The organism is Polaribacter marinus, from assembly GCF_022662535.1.
GTDB lineage: Bacteria > Bacteroidota > Bacteroidia > Flavobacteriales > Flavobacteriaceae > Polaribacter > Polaribacter marinus.
In genome coordinates, this window is sequence record NZ_JAKQYM010000005.1 from 229,271 (window position 1) to 245,163 (window position 15,893).

Sequence of the window (15,893 nt, forward strand, 5' to 3'; positions counted from 1 at the left end):
AACCATGAAAAATTCATGGTTTTTTTTTGTTTTTATAGACGTTTATTAAAACCAAAATCCTAAATTAAATAACCAATAGCTTTGTTTGTTATCTGGAGACCAACTGTATTTTAACTCTATAGGCCCCACTAAAGTATTATAACTATAACCTAAAGCATAACCCGAATAGACATCTTTAAAAAGTTCTATATCTCTAAAAACATTCGTATCTAACCGAGCAAAATTTGCAATGAACATAGCATAATGATTCTCTGCAAAATTATATCTAAAATTAAATTCTGATTTTATAAAACTCTTATCTGAAAGTTCTGCAAAGTCATATCCATAAAAAGAAAAAAATGTATTTATATAATTTTGATTATATCCGCCAAGATAAAAATCAAAAATATCTACTCCAGAGCTATTTAAAGTAAAGCCTGCTTCACTTTTCATTTGAAAAGTAAACTTATCTCCAAAAGTAGTTGCAAACCCCAAGCTTCCTTTTGCTTGCGCAAAACTATCAAAATTATTATTATAATCTGAGGATGCCACATACCATTTAAAATTTAAATCTGCAAAATACCCTTGAGTTTCAAAATACTTTTTATCATAAGTATCTAATTTTAAATATCCAAAAGCATTAAAATAATTGCTTCTATCTATTGTTAGGCTATGGTTATTAAAAGTAACTGTTTCTGTAGATGCATTAATATGTTTATGCTCTATTCCTAAACCTAAAGCAAATTTTCTATCAAAAGTTGTTTGAATAAAAAATTGATTGGTAATATCAGTATATTTAATATTTGCATTATTAATATTTGGGTATTGAGTAAGCACAGGTTTAAATTTAGAATTTGCACTAAAGTGATTATACCTAGACCTAAAACCATAACTCAAATAAAAACCATTATCTACAAAGTAACTTAAATCATATCTTAAATTATCTCCTAAAATTAAATCTAATGAAAACAAATCGTTATTACTTAATAAGTGTTTCTGATTGTAATTTAAAAGAATTCCTGACCTGTATAAAAGATCATAATGAGCACCAAGTTTTATAGAGGCATTCTCTTTAGATTCCTCTACTAAGAAATTTAGTTGATATGTTTTATCTTTATTTTTTATGAATTTATATTCAATTCTTTCATAATTTTTGGTTGCAGAAAGAAGGTAGATTCTTTTTGTGATTTCATTTCTAGAAATACTATCGCCTAGTTTTATTTTTAATTTACCTAGCACATAAGCTCTTGTATAGTTTTCAATACCATCAATATTTATTTTAGAAATAACTCTTTTTTCTCTATTAATTTTTAAATGTGCTTTTGGTTTTTTATGAATTTGTTTTGCTGCTAATGCTTTAAAAACTTCACTGAATTTTGCTGCTTCTGCCTCTCCTTTTTTAAAAATTTCATCCTGTTTATCAAAGTCTACCACATTATAATCAAGAATATCAGGGCGAATATATACATCTAATTTTTCTTTTTCTTCTTTGCTTTTACTATACATTGTATAGCTAACGATCTGATTCAAAATAGAAACTACTGAGTTCAGTTTGTCTTTTTTAAATAATTTACCTTCTACATCAACACCAATCACAATATCCATTCCTTTAGATTTCATTATACTTACCGGAAAATTATTAGCGATTCCTCCATCAACCAATAATTTACCATCTATTTCTACTGGGTTTAATAAAGTAGGAAAAGAGCCACTTGCTCTTAGTGCTAATGGCAATGATCCTTTTTCTAATAAAACTTCACCACCTGTTTCTACATCTGTGGCAATACAAAAAAATGGAACTGTTAGTTTTGAGAAATCAGTAATAGTATCTGTTGAATCAAACAACTCTAACAAGAGATTTAAAACATTTTGACCTTTAGAAACAGCTTTGGGTAATCCTATTTTACCTTTATTTACAGGTAAAGTAATTGCTGTTTTTTCTCCATATTCTTTATCAAAAAAAGGAGAAGAACTCCTTGGTAATAAATCTCTTATAAGCGTTAAAAAATCGGTTTTCTTTATAATTTCTTCAATTTGTAAACCAGAATACCCTGCTGCATACAAACCTCCAATAATGGCTCCCATACTTGTACCTCCAATATAGTCTAGTTGTATTCCTGCTTTGTCTATTTCTTTTAAAACACTAACGTGTGCAAAGCCTTTTGCTCCACCTCCACTTAGAACCAACCCAATTTTAGGTTGTTTTTGCTGACTAAAAACGACTGTTGATAAAATTAAAAACAGATAAACTACTTTCTTTTTCATTCTTTTTTGGGATGATAATATTGATGTACTTTTATAGCTCTTGCATTACCTATAGCCTCTTTTAAGTCTTCAAAAGAAGCTTCTTTAACGCGTTTAGCCGATTTAAATTTACGTAATAAAGTTGTAATAGTCTGTTTACCAACATCCGGAATTTGCTCTAGTTCAGAATGAATGGCACTTTTACTCCGCTTATTTCTGTGAAATGTAATACCAAATCGATGTGCTTCGTTTCTTAAATACTGTGTGATTTTTAAGGTTTCAGATTTTTTATCGAGGTATAAAGGAATGGGATCTCCTGGATAATAAATTTCTTCCAATCTTTTTGCAATCCCAATAATGGCAATTTTTCCTCTTAATCCTAAAACATCTAAACTTTTTAATGCGGATGATAATTGTCCTTTTCCTCCATCCACAATTATTAGTTGTGGTAAAGGCTCATCTTCTGCTAATAAACGCTTGTATCTTCTATAAACAACCTCTTCCATAGAGGCAAAATCATCCGGACCTTCAACAGTTTTTATATTGTAATGTCTGTAATCTTTTTTACTAGGTTTACCATCTTTAAAAACCACACAAGCCGCTACAGGGTTTGTACCTTGAATATTTGAATTATCAAAACACTCAATATGTCTTGGCTCAACAGAAAGACGTAAATCTTTTTTCATCTGAGCCATAATTCGTTTTACATGTCTATCTGGGTCTACAATTTGAACCTGTTTAAATTGTTCTTGTCTATAATATTTTGCATTTCTTTCCGACAGCTCTACAATACGTTTTTTATCACCTAATTTAGGAACAGTAACTTTTACATTTTCTCCTAAATCTACTTTAAAAGGCGCATAAATTTCTGATGATTGAGAGTCAAAACGTTGTCTAATTTCTACAATAAACAACTCTAATAATTCTTTATCGGTTTCGTCTAACTTCTTCTTGATTTCTGTAGTATGCGACTGAATGATAGAACCGTTAGATATTTTTAAAAAATTTGCATAGCCATGAGTTTCATCAGAAATAATAGAAAAAACATCTACATTATTTATAGAAGGGTTTATTATGGTAGATTTAGACTGATAATTACTTAATAAGTTTAGTTTCTCTTTAATTTTTTGGGCCTCTTCAAACTCCATTTTTTCTGCAAAAATTAGCATCATTTTTTGAAATTTATCAAGACTTTCTTTAAAGTTTCCTTTAATAATATTTCTAATTTCTTTGATAGAATTATTGTAATGACTTTCTGTTTCTAAGGCTTCGCAGGCTCCTTTACAGTTTTTTAAATGATACTCTAAACAAACTTTGTATTTTCCTTCGCTTACGTTTTGTTGACTTAAGTCGTAATTACAGGTTCTTAACGGATACAATTCTTTAATTAAATCTAACAACACCCTTACCGTTCTTACAGATGTATAAGGTCCAAAATATTCAGAACCGTCTTTTACAACCCTTCTTGTTAAAAAAATTCTTGGAAAACGTTCTTTTTTGATACAAATCCAAGGATATGATTTATCATCCTTTAGTAAAACATTGTAGCGTGGTTTGTATTTTTTAATTAAATTATTCTCTAATAATAACGCATCTGTTTCTGTATTAACAACAATGTGTTTTATACGAACAATTTTTTTTACTAAAACTCTTGTTTTACCATTTTCATGATTTTTATTAAAATAAGAGGCAACTCTTTTCTTTAAATTTTTAGCTTTTCCAACATAAATAATAACATCTTCTTTATCAAAATATTGATAAACTCCAGGTTCATTAGGTAAAGTTTTAATTTGAAGATCTAAAGATGAAGTCATAAAACGAAATTACGTTTTTTACATTAAAAAAATAAGAAGAAGATCATAATATCAATAAAAAAAACAGCTTTTTTAAAATTAAAAAATTGGGTATTAATACGATGCTTCTATTTATTTTCAATAACTTTATAACCTATGAAAAACCACCTAAAAACTTAATTTAAATGACGGGAAAAACATTTTAAATGAGCTTTGATACATTTCTTACAAATGCTGGCTATTTTTTTTTAATTATAAATACCCTTCTATTTACAATAAGTTATCATAAGAAAGACAAAGCATTAAAGTATTTTGTTCTGTATTTAATCTTGTGTTTTTTTATTCAACTTTTCTCTAGTTTGTTATCCGATTTAAGACAAAACAACCTTTTTTTGAGTCATTATTTTTTTATTGGACAATTTATTTTTTTAAGCCTATTCTTTTTTAAATTAAACAGTTTAAAAAAAATCAAATATTTGAACAGGGTTTTAACCTTTACTGTAGCAATTTCATTAGGGCTGTTTCTAAATAAAAATCCAAAACTCTTAAAAGAATGGAATGTTTTAGAAATTGCCATTACATCAATACCTCTCTTAATTTATAGTTTTTTCTTTTTTGTAAAAAAACTAGATAATAATAAAGACAAAAAGTATATCTATTTTAATTCTGGTTTCTTTATATACACACTTTGTAGTACGCTAATTTTTAGTTTAGGAAATATTGGAACTAGAACATTAAAATTATACGTTTGGAATATGAATTCTTTTTTATACCTCCTTTTCCAAATTTTAATTTTTGTGGAATGGTATAAAAACTTTAGGCCTCCCTTAAACTTAACTTTTAAAAATAAACCTAGAACGAATCGTTAACATATTAGGCAAATACAAAAAGAATCAATTAACTATAATATTATTTTCTGTAACTTCGTTTTCATTTTTCAACTTCCAACCTCTTAAATGCATAAACTCTTTACAAAAGAAAACCAAATAATAATTATCGTTTTAATAGGGGTTTTATTACTTCTTTTAATGGGAATTGCATTCCTTCTGTTTTTCTTTTTCTCAAGAAAAAAATTAGTAGAAAAAGAATTAGAGAAAAATTCACTAGAAATTAATCATCAAAAAGAAATTATACAATCTATTATTTTAACCCAAGAAAAGGAACGTGAGCGTATTGCCAAAGACCTACATGATGATATTAGTTCTAAGTTAAATATTATTAATTTAAATACAAACCTTTTAAAAGATGGGGGCTTAACTCTAGAGGAATCTATAAACATTCATAATGATATTTTAGAAGCAACAGGCAAAACCTTAGAAAGTGCTAGAAAAATTGCGTACAATCTATTGCCTCCAATACTAGTAGAATTTGGATTAAAAGACGCTATAGAAGAACTAGCTGATTCTTTTAATAATAGTAGAAAAATTAATATTGAATACTCCATAAATTATCCTAATAAACTTCTAATTCCTCAAAACGAATTGCATTTATTTAGAATTACTCAAGAATTAATTAATAACTCTGTAAGACACGGAAAAGCAAATAATAGTACTATTACTATTTCCTATAAAAACAATCAATTAATTTTTAACTATACAGATAACGGTGTTGGTTTTAATTCAGAGAGTATTAAGAGCAAAAAAGGCCTTGGTATGAAAAATATAGAAAGTAGAGTTTCTTTATTAAATGGAACATATAGTACAGAAAGTAAAACTGGTAAAGGCTTTAAAATAGTCGTTATAATATAAACCTAAGTTTATGAAAAAAATTAATATTGCCATAGCAGATGATGAAGAACTCTTTAGGAAAGGAATGCAATTTTTATTAGAACGAGAAAGCAATTTAAATGTTTGTTATGAAGCAAAAAACGGTAAAAAATTAATCAGCTATATCTCTACTACAAAAATTATTCCCGATATTATTTTAATGGATTTAAAAATGCCTGAAATGAATGGTATTGAAGCTACTAAGTTTATACATAAATCACACCCAAATATTAAAATAATTGCATTAACAAGCTATGATGGAAAATCTTTTATAACAAATATGATAGATGTTGGAGCCTCTTCATACCTCCTTAAAAATACAAGTTCCAAAATGGTAATTCACACCATTAATGAGGTTTTTAAAAAAGGGTTTTATTATGATGAAAAAGTGTTAAAAATTATTCATGAGAACATTAAATCATCAAGTGGTAAACGTATTAAAAGCGATCTAGACAAAAATTTACTTTCTAAAAGAGAAATTGAAATTTTAGAACTTATTTTCGAGCAATACACCACTGCAGAAATTGCTAAAAAACTTTTTTTAAGCCCAAGAACCGTTGAAGGGCATAGAAACAACCTTCTCATAAAAACAAAATCTAAAAATGTTGCAGGATTAATTATTTATAGTATTCAAAAAAAAATAATTGAAATTACTCCAGATTTTCATCTCTAAACTCTTAAGGAATAACAAAACGAGCTAAATCCTTTAACTTTTAATATTATTCTTTAATTATTTCTTCTTTAGGGAAAGCCTGTTTACTAAAAATAAATAATAATGCAACGCCAATACTTATAAAAGCATCTGCAGGGTTAAATATATATTGAAAAAAAGTAAACATCTCACCTCCTACAAAAGGAATCCATTCTGGTAAAATAGCATTTTCTATAAAAGGAAAATAAAACATATCCACCACTTTTCCATGAAATAGCTCACCATAAGGATTATCTGCAAAAAGAGTAGCTACATTTTTACCATCTGGTGTATCAAAGATAACACCGTAAAAAACAGAATCTATAATATTACCAACAGCACCTGCAAAAATTAAAGCAATCGCAATAATAACTGCATTGTGTACTTTTCTCTTAATATTTTGAGATAGCCAATAAATAAGTGCAGCTACTGCAACAATTCTAAATAAGGTTAAAAATAACTTACCAGCCTTACCTCCAAACTCAAAGCCCATTGCCATTCCATTATTTTCTACAAAATGAAGTTTAAACCAATCGAAAATCACAACTTCTTCTCCTAAAAAAAAGTGGGTTTTTACGTAAACTTTAATTATTTGGTCTAAAACAATTGCTATTAATATGGTAAGAATTGCCAGTGTCTTTTTTGACATTTTTTTGGGTTTTGTGTTCACAAAAATAACAATAATATTGGGTTTATTTTGTTGTTAAGAAAATATTAGCTTTTATAGAGTTTATCTTAAAATTATATTGATTGTTTTTCTCTTTTTGTAGATATTTTTGTGCAACCAATTTATCGTCAATTTTTATTTTACCAATATTAGAGGTTACCTCTATATCTGTTTTTTGTAAAGCCGCAAAAACATTTCCCGCATACATTTCTAAAAAAACATTTGCGAGTACCTTATTTAGTTTTAAAATTCCTTTTTCAATAAAAATAGTTAAATCTCCTTTATAACTTTTAGATTCAATATTTATATTTTCTCCCAAAATCGTTACGCTTTTACCTTTAGGTATTTTAATAATTGCACTTGCTCTTTTTAACCTCTTCGTAATATACTTTCTAAAAACAAGATCTTTATGCTCCATTTCTTCTAAAAAAAACTCTATTTTGGTTTTTCTATTTTCTTCTTGATAAAGAATATGTTGCTCATTAGGGTCTTCTGCAAACAAGGTAATTTCTATATAATCTGATGTGGCGTTTTCTAGAACAAAATCGTCTAATCCTATTGTTGAAATTTCTATTTCTTCTGTTATTGTTTGAAATTTCTTAACGACTTTTTTTTGCGAAAAAATCGTTACAGAAATTAAAAAAAATAAAATGATAAAATTGTTTTTCATTGAACAAAAAAAGCTTCGTTACAGAAGCTTTTTAAATTATTATACTATAAATAAATATTATTGTTTACGTTTTGCCTCAATACTTAATGTTGCATGAGGAACTAATTTTAAACGCTCTTTTTGTATTAATTTACCAGTAACTCTACAAACACCATAGGTTTTGTTTTCTATACGTAATAATGCATTTTTTAAGTCTCTAATAAATTTTTCTTGTCTAATAGCTAATTGAACGTTTGCTTCTTTAGCCATTGTATCTGAGCCTTCATCAAATGATTTAAAAGATGGAGAGGTATCATCTGTTCCATTATCTGCATCGTTTTTATAAGCACTCTGTAATAACGCTAAATCATCTTTTGCTCTCGCTATTTTTTTCTCTATAATTTCTTTAAACTCTTGTAAGTCTTCGTCTGAATATTTTAACTTTACGTCTGCCATTATTCTTACATTTTTTCGATTAATATTTTACTTTTTACAGTATCGAATTCAATATCTGTACCATTTTTTAACTCATCCACAAAAACTAATTCTTTGGTTAAAGTTTCACTCATGATATAGTCTTTATTTTCTGTAATAGATTGTTGTAAGTTCTCGAAATTTAAAACCGTTAATTTTATTTTATCTGTTACCTCTAAACCTGTGTCTTTACGTGCATTTTGGATTCTATTTACCAATTCTCTGGCAACTCCTTCTTTACGCAAATCTTCTGTTATGGTAACATCTAAGGCAACTGTTAACGCTCCTTCATTTGCAACTAACCACCCTTCTATATCTTTAGATGATATCTCTACATCTGAGAGTTCTAAAATAATGCTTTTTCCATTAATGTCTAGAGAAATGTTTTTATCTTTCTCTATTTTGTTAATATCTTCTTGATTAAACTTCTGAACCTCAGCAGCTATAAAACGCATATCTTTACCAAACTTTGGGCCTAAGGTTTTAAAATTTGGCTTAATTTGTTTGATTAAGATATCTGAAGCATCGTCTAAAATCTGAATCTCTTTAATGTTTACTTCGTTTTTAATTAAGTTTGCAACGGCTAAAATTTCTTCTTTTTGCTGCTCACTATCAACAGGAATCATAATTTTTTGTAATGGCTGACGCACTTTAATCTTTTCTTTTGCTCTTAATGATAAAACTAAAGAAGATATAATTTGTGCATTTTCCATTTTACGCTCTAAGCTCTTATCTACAAAATTGGCATCGTATACAGGGAAATCAGATAAATGAATACTTTCTGATGTTTCTTTACCTGTTACCGAATTTAAATCTTGATACAATTTATCCATAAAAAACGGCGCAATTGGAGCTGCTAATTTTGCAATTGTATTCATACAAGTGTATAAAGTTTGATATGCAGAAATTTTATCTGTTTGATAATCTCCTTTCCAAAAACGTCTTCTACTTAAACGCACGTACCAGTTACTCAAATAATCTTGTGTAAAGTCGGATATGGCTCTTGCAGCTCTTGTTGGCTCGTATGCTGAGTAGAATTTATCAACTTTAGCAATTAAAGTGTGTAATTCTGATAAAATCCAACGATCTATTTCTGGTCTTTCTTCTAAAGCAACATCTGCTTCTTCATAAGAAAATCCATCAATATTTGTATATAAAGTAAAGAATGAATAGGTATTATATAAAGTTCCGAAGAATTTACGTTTTACTTCTTCAATTCCGTCTAAATCAAATTTTAAATTATCCCAAGGATTTGCGTTAGAAATCATGTACCAACGTGTTGCATCTGCACCATACGTTGATAATGTTGTAAAAGGATCTGTTGCGTTCCCTAAACGTTTAGACATTTTATGTCCGTTTTTATCTAAAACTAAACCGTTAGAAACTACGTTTTTATACGCTACAGAATCGAAAACCATGGTTGCAATGGCATGTAATGTATAAAACCAACCTCTGGTTTGATCTACTCCTTCTGCTATAAAATCTGCAGGGAAAGATTCGTTTCCATCAATTTTTTGTTTGTTTTCGAACGGATAATGCCATTGTGCATAAGGCATAGAACCAGAATCGAACCATACATCAATTAAATCGCTTTCACGTTTCATTGGTTGTCCAGATGCTGAAACTAATACAATTTCATCCACAATATTTTTATGTAAATCTATTTTCGCATAGTTTTCTTCCGAGTTGTTATCGACTTCAAAATCTTCGAAAATGTCTTTTGCTAAAACGCCAGCAGCTACAGCCTTTGCCATTTCTTCTTTTAATTCTTTAACAGAACCAATACAAATTTCTTCTTTACCATCTTCTGTTCTCCAGATTGGTAATGGAATTCCCCAATAACGAGAACGAGATAAATTCCAATCGTTTGCATTTGCTAACCAGTTTCCAAAACGACCAGTTCCTGTAGATTCTGGTTTCCAGTTTATGGTTTTGTTTAACTCGTGCATTCTATCTTTTACATCAGTTACTTTAATAAACCAAGAATCTAATGGATAATATAAAATTGGTTTATCGGTTCTCCAACAATTTGGATAACTGTGTTTGTATTTCTCAACCTTAAAGGCTTTGTTTTCTGTTTTCAATTTAATAGCCAACTCAACATCAATAGATCTTTCTGGCCCTTCACCATCAGGATAATATTCGTTCTTCACATATTTACCTGCAAACTCGCCCATTTCTGGTCTAAATTTACCTTGTAAATTCACTAAAGGAACTAAATTATCATTTTCATCTTTCACCAACATTGGCGGAATTGGCGGTACTGCTTGTTTAGCAACCATTGCATCATCTGCTCCAAAAGTGGGTGCGGTATGTACAATTCCGGTTCCGTCTTCTGTAGTAACAAAATCTCCAGCAATTACTCTAAAAGCATCTTGCGGATTATCGTTTGGCAAACAGTAATCTAAAACGGGTTCGTATCTAATATCTACTAAATCTTTACCAACAAACTCTTTAATAACGTGGTAAGGTATTTTTTTATCACCAGCATTATAAATACTTAATTCTTCTGAAGTTGTTACTTCAACATTATTTTTACCTGCAAATTGTTTTCCAACTAATTTTTTAGCTAAAATTACTTTAATAGGTTCAAAAGTATATTGATTAAACGTTTCTACTAAAACATATTCAATTTTAGGTCCAACCGTTAATGCTGTATTACTTGGCAATGTCCAAGGAGTTGTTGTCCAAGCTATAAAATAAACAGTTCCTTCATTTTGTAAAAAGTCTGGAAGTGTGTTTGATACTGCTTTAAATTGTGCAACAACTGTTGTGTCTGTAACATCTTGATACGTTCCTGGTTGATTTAATTCATGAGAGCTTAAACCCGTACCCGCTTTTGGCGAATAAGGCTGAATTGTATAGCCTTTGTAAATTAATTCTTTGTTGTAAATCTGCTTTAGCAACCACCAAACAGATTCCATATATTTAGGTTCGTAGGTAATATACGGATCTTCCATATCTACCCAATATCCCATTTTATTAGTTAAATCATTCCAAATATCTGTATAACGCATCACTGCTTTTCTACAAGCTGCGTTATAATCTTCTACAGAAATTGTTTTTCCAATATCTTCTTTGGTAATTCCTAATTCTTTCTCAACACCCAATTCTATTGGTAAACCATGCGTATCCCAACCAGCTTTACGCTTTACTTGAAAACCTTTCATGGTTTTATATCGCGGAAAAATATCTTTAATAGCTCTTGCTAAAACATGGTGTACACCTGGTAAACCGTTTGCAGATGGAGGCCCTTCAAAAAACACAAAAGGTTTTGCGCCTTCTCTAGAGGTTACACTTTTTTCGAAGATGTTATTTTCTTCCCAATAATTTAGAATTTCTTCTGCTATTTTTGGTAAGTCAAGTCCTTTGTATTCAGGAAATTTCGCTTTCATTTTCTGTCTTTTCTAATAAGAATGCGAAATTAAGGATTTTCTTGTAATTCTTTGATTTATGGCACAAAAAAAGAGCCTTAAAAAAAGGCTCTTAAAATTATTAATGAATTTTAGTTTACTTTTTAATAACAACAAACTCAGTTCTTCTATTTTCTTGGTGTTGATCTTTAGTACATTTTACCCTATTTGTGTGCTTATTATTATCTACACAATTGTTTGTTAATTGTCTTTCTCCAAATCCTTTTCCTGTAATTCTGATAGGATTAATTCCTTTAGAAATAATATACTCTACAGTAGATTTTGCTCTTTTATCAGATAAAGCTTCATTATAAGTATCTTTACCTCTAGCATCTGTATGCGAACTTGACCTAATAACTAGTTTTGGATACTTATTCATGATTCTAACAATATGATCTAATTGTGTAGAAGCATCTATTCTAATATTTGATTTGTTATAATCAAAATAAATGGGATTAATTCTAATAATTAATTCACCTCTTTCGTTGTATGTAAAATCATTACTCATCTCTAAATTTAAATTTAAATTTAAATTAGAAGCTTCTGTAGTTACAAAAACCAAAGCGTCTTGTTGGTAATATTCTTTAGTTGCAACAACCGAGTAAGACTTATTACAAGGCAATGTAATATTAAACTGACCCAATACTCCAACTAAAGTATCTTTTAAAATCATCCCTTCGCTGTCTTTTAAAACAACTCTAGCTCCTGACAATGGTTTTTGTGAATTTTTGTCTCTAACCACACCCAAAACAATTTGCATACATGGAGGTTTGGTTAACTCTAACTCTTTTATTTGAGCGATAGAGTAAATATCATCACTACCAACACCGCCTTCTCTATTTGATGATAAGAACCCTTTTTTAGTAATTGGATTCATTGAAAAAGCAAAATCATCCAATTTAGAATTTATGGGTGCTTTTAAATTTATGGGTGTTGTATAAAATCCCTTATCGTCTTTTTTACTAGCAAAAACATCTAATGCTCCTATACCAAAGTGTCCGTCTGATGAAAAATATAAAATATCATCATCCGAAATAAAAGGAAACATTTCTTTTCCTTCTGTATTTATTGCTATTCCTAAATTTTGGATATATCCAAAAGAACCATCTTCTTTTATTTCTGTATAATAAATATCTGTTCCACCAATGCTACCAGGCATATCTGATACAAAATACAATCTTTTACCATCTTTACTTACTGATGGATGTCCAACAGAATATTCATCACTACAAAATGGAAGTTCTCGAATATTTTTCCATTTCCCTTCTACCAATTCTGCTTTGTAAATTTTTAATTTATTAATTCCGTTTTTATCTTTTTTGTAAACACCGTTATTGAAATTATTTCTGGTAAAATATATTGTTTTTTGATCCGGAGAAAAAGCCACAGAAGATTCATGAAATTTTTTGTTAATTTCATCTGAAAAGGATGCTACATTTGCTGAAGAATCTATTTTGTTAATAGCCACTTGAAACAAATCTAAAAATCTTGTTTCATCTTTTGTATGAGTTCTTTTTACAAATCTATTTAATTTTTGAGGTGATGAAAAAATAATTGTATTGTTATATTCAGTGACACCAAAATCTGAAAACTCTGTATTTACTCCTTTTAAATTTGTAACTGTATAATAAGGTTTATTGTCTTTTATTTCTGATAAAACAGCTTCTTTACTTGTAAAATTCACGCCTCTTGCATCTTGTTTTTTTGCACTGTGAAACTTTTCCATCCATTGTTTAGAGTCTTTAAATTTCCCAATACTTCTTAAGGTTTGTGCATATTTAAAAATATATTCTGGTGTTTGAACTGGATGTTTCTTAAACAATTCTGCATATGCCGATGATGCTTCTTGCATTATTGCATTAAAATAATAACTATCCCCTAATCTTTTTAAAACATGTTCTGTTGGATTTTCTTTTGCTAATTTTTTGTATTCTTTAGCTGCTGAAATATAAGAAAGGTTATTAAAGTATGTATCTGCCCTTTTGGACTCTTTTGTTTGCCCTAATAGGGTTAAAGAACTAAAGAGAAGTGCAATTGTAATTTGTATTGTTTTTTTCATAATTGTATTATTAATTACTAAAAGCATCTTGGAGATATTATTTTGTTACGTTCAAAATCGAAGTTAAATAATAAGAATATTTCGTGTGAACCAGAATTGAAATTTCCTAGATTAGTAATTGTGTAATCATAGGCATATCCAATTCTTAAATTTTTTCTAACTCTAACATTTGCTAAAGCAGATAAAGATTCGTCTAATCTATAAGATAAACCCAGTTCAAATTTCTCGTTAAAAAAAACACTTCCAGAAAAGTCTATAGGTAAAGGTGCTCCTTCTGCAGCTTTTACCATAATAGAAGGTTTAAACTTCATCTCTTGATTTATATCAAAAACATAACCACTGGTTAAGAAAAAATGTTTCGTTTCTGATGCTCTTGAAATTTGCCCTCCTTTTTTCTGAAAATGAAATGTTTCTAATAGATTTGGTATAGAAAAACCTAAATAAAAATTATTTGTATAATAAAAAGCTCCTGCTCCAAAATTTGGTAAAACTTTGTTTGCATTTTGATTTATAAACGCCTCATCATCTGGTTCTGCTGTGTTTAAACAAGGTAAACAAACATTAAAAAAAGTAAACCCTGCTTTTACTCCTAACGCTAACTTTGCCTTATTTCCAACGTTTATTGTGTAAGAAAAATCTCCATAAAGATTTTGTTCTTGTACGGGACCAATTTCATCTATAATAACAGATAAACCCAAACCAACATTTTTCCCAACAGGAGAATGTGCTCCTAAGGTTAATGTTTGTGGAGCGCCATCTATACCAACCCACTGAGTTCTTGCTAAAAAATTAAGGCTTAAAGCATCATAAGACCCAGCATAAGCTGGGTTTATGATGTTCATATTATACATATACTGTGTAAACTGTGGGTTTTGTTGCGCTTTTGCAGAAACAGTAAATATGATAACTGCAATTATTATTATAACTTTTTTCATGTGTATTGCCTTCATGTTTATTGTCTGTTTAAATATACCCATCCTGTTATTGGTTCTCTAATACCATCATTAAAATATATGATATAATAATAAGTAGCCGTTGGTAGTGGTTTTTTCTTATTAAGAGTTAACCTACCAGTTGAATAACCATCCCACCAATCTGGGTTTGTTCTTCCTTTATTATTATAATCATAAACTTTATTACCCCATCTATTAAAAATCTCTAATCTAAAGTTTGGATATTTTGTTAATGTTGGTATAAAGAAAGTATCATTTTTACCATCTCCGTTTGGAGAGAATGCATTTGGAATAATACAATTAGTTATGTCTATATGATCAGGAATCGTATCTGAATCACAATCTAACATATATTCTTCTAATGTTAAAATACCATCGCCATCATCATCAGTATCTAAATAATTAGGAATACCATCGCCATCTGTATCATCATTGGTTGGGTCTCCATCGCCATTAATATCTTCATCAATTGTTGAAACTCCATCGCCATCATCATCTACATCTTGGAAATCTCTGATTCCATCTCCATCTGTATCTCTGATTTCATAATTTATATTTCCACTATCATCAAATGTTTCTAAACCATCGAATAAACCATTTTCTCCTGATCCCGTTTCTGAACCGTCAATCACTCCGTCTCCATTAACATCCGATGCTCCAGAACCAGATTCTTCTAAATCTGAAACTCCATCTCCGTCTGAATCTAGATCTAAGTTATCTGGAATACCATCGCCATCTGTATCTAAAGTATTGTCTCCTCCATTTTCATCAAAATCTGGAATACCATCATTATCGGAATCTAAATCTACACTATCTGGAATACCATCTCCGTCAGTATCATCTGCATCTAAATAATCTGGAATACCGTCTCCATCATCATCATCATTGGTTAGATCTCCGTCATTATTATTGTCTTCATCTACTGTGTCTATTCCATCTCCATCATCATCTGTGTCTAAATAATCTGGAATGTTGTCTCCATCTGAATCGTCATTGGTTGGATCACCGTCGTTATTAATATCTTCATCGGCAGTATCTACTCCGTCTCCATCATCATCTGTATCTAAATAATCTGGAATATTATCGCCATCTGAATCATCATTGGTTGGATCACCATCATTATTAATGTCTTCATCGGCAGTGTCTATTCCATCTCCATCATCATCTGTATCTAAATAATCTGGAATGTTATCGCCATCTGTATC

Annotated in this window: 12 protein-coding genes; 3 read left to right on the forward strand and 9 right to left on the reverse strand. The window is 29.5% G+C overall.

What is annotated here, in order from left to right; all coding sequences use genetic code 11:
- Positions 1–45 precede the first annotated feature (45 nt).
- Together MC378_RS09035 and uvrC are read right to left on the reverse strand one after the other, a co-directional pair.
- Complete coding sequence (locus MC378_RS09035; RefSeq protein ID WP_242178435.1) at positions 46–2,244, reverse strand: patatin-like phospholipase family protein; 2,199 nt, start codon at positions 2,242–2,244, stop codon at positions 46–48.
- Positions 2,241–4,037: an excinuclease ABC subunit UvrC gene (uvrC, locus tag MC378_RS09040; protein WP_242178436.1), complete on the reverse strand. Its 1,797-nt coding sequence runs from the start codon at positions 4,035–4,037 to the stop codon at positions 2,241–2,243. The genes MC378_RS09035 and uvrC overlap by 4 nt, the downstream gene beginning before the upstream one ends.
- A 455-nt stretch (positions 4,038–4,492) precedes the next feature.
- Here uvrC and MC378_RS09045 point away from each other — a divergent pair, with 455 nt between their 5' ends.
- The 3 genes from MC378_RS09045 to MC378_RS09055 all read left to right on the forward strand — a co-directional run bounded on the left by MC378_RS09045 (position 4,493) and on the right by MC378_RS09055 (position 6,455).
- Entirely contained in the window at positions 4,493–4,885 is a 393-nt protein-coding gene (locus tag MC378_RS09045) for a hypothetical protein (protein ID WP_242178437.1), read from the forward strand.
- A gap of 87 nt (positions 4,886–4,972) precedes the next feature.
- Positions 4,973–5,764: a sensor histidine kinase gene (locus MC378_RS09050; protein WP_242178438.1), complete on the forward strand. Its 792-nt coding sequence runs from the start codon at positions 4,973–4,975 to the stop codon at positions 5,762–5,764.
- 10 nt (positions 5,765–5,774) lie between these two features.
- Positions 5,775–6,455, forward strand: a complete 681-nt coding sequence (locus MC378_RS09055; protein ID WP_242178439.1) for a response regulator transcription factor — start codon at positions 5,775–5,777, stop codon at positions 6,453–6,455.
- 46 nt (positions 6,456–6,501) lie between these two features.
- Here MC378_RS09055 and MC378_RS09060 read toward each other — a convergent pair whose 3' ends face one another.
- The 7 genes from MC378_RS09060 to MC378_RS09090 all read right to left on the reverse strand — a co-directional run.
- Complete coding sequence (locus tag MC378_RS09060; RefSeq protein WP_242178440.1) at positions 6,502–7,122, reverse strand: lipoprotein signal peptidase; 621 nt, start codon at positions 7,120–7,122, stop codon at positions 6,502–6,504.
- 43 nt (positions 7,123–7,165) lie between these two features.
- Entirely contained in the window at positions 7,166–7,810 is a 645-nt protein-coding gene (locus MC378_RS09065) for a hypothetical protein (RefSeq protein ID WP_242178441.1), read from the reverse strand.
- Positions 7,811–7,867: 57 nt separating this feature from the next.
- Positions 7,868–8,245 carry a TraR/DksA family transcriptional regulator gene (locus tag MC378_RS09070; protein WP_242178442.1) on the reverse strand — a complete coding sequence of 126 codons (378 nt, stop codon included), beginning with the start codon at positions 8,243–8,245 and terminating at the stop codon, positions 7,868–7,870.
- A 5-nt stretch (positions 8,246–8,250) separates the two neighbouring features.
- On the reverse strand, positions 8,251–11,658 hold the full coding sequence (gene ileS, locus MC378_RS09075) for an isoleucine--tRNA ligase (protein WP_242178443.1): 3,408 nt from the start codon (positions 11,656–11,658) through the stop codon (positions 8,251–8,253).
- Positions 11,659–11,773: 115 nt separating this feature from the next.
- Positions 11,774–13,735 carry an OmpA family protein gene (locus MC378_RS09080; protein WP_242178444.1) on the reverse strand — a complete coding sequence of 654 codons (1,962 nt, stop codon included), beginning with the start codon at positions 13,733–13,735 and terminating at the stop codon, positions 11,774–11,776.
- A gap of 17 nt (positions 13,736–13,752) precedes the next feature.
- Positions 13,753–14,670, reverse strand: a complete 918-nt coding sequence (locus MC378_RS09085; RefSeq protein WP_242178445.1) for a PorP/SprF family type IX secretion system membrane protein — start codon at positions 14,668–14,670, stop codon at positions 13,753–13,755.
- A gap of 17 nt (positions 14,671–14,687) precedes the next feature.
- Positions 14,688–15,893, reverse strand: a 1,206-nt coding sequence (locus tag MC378_RS09090) for a T9SS type B sorting domain-containing protein (protein ID WP_242178446.1), incomplete at its 5' end; no start/stop codon positions are given.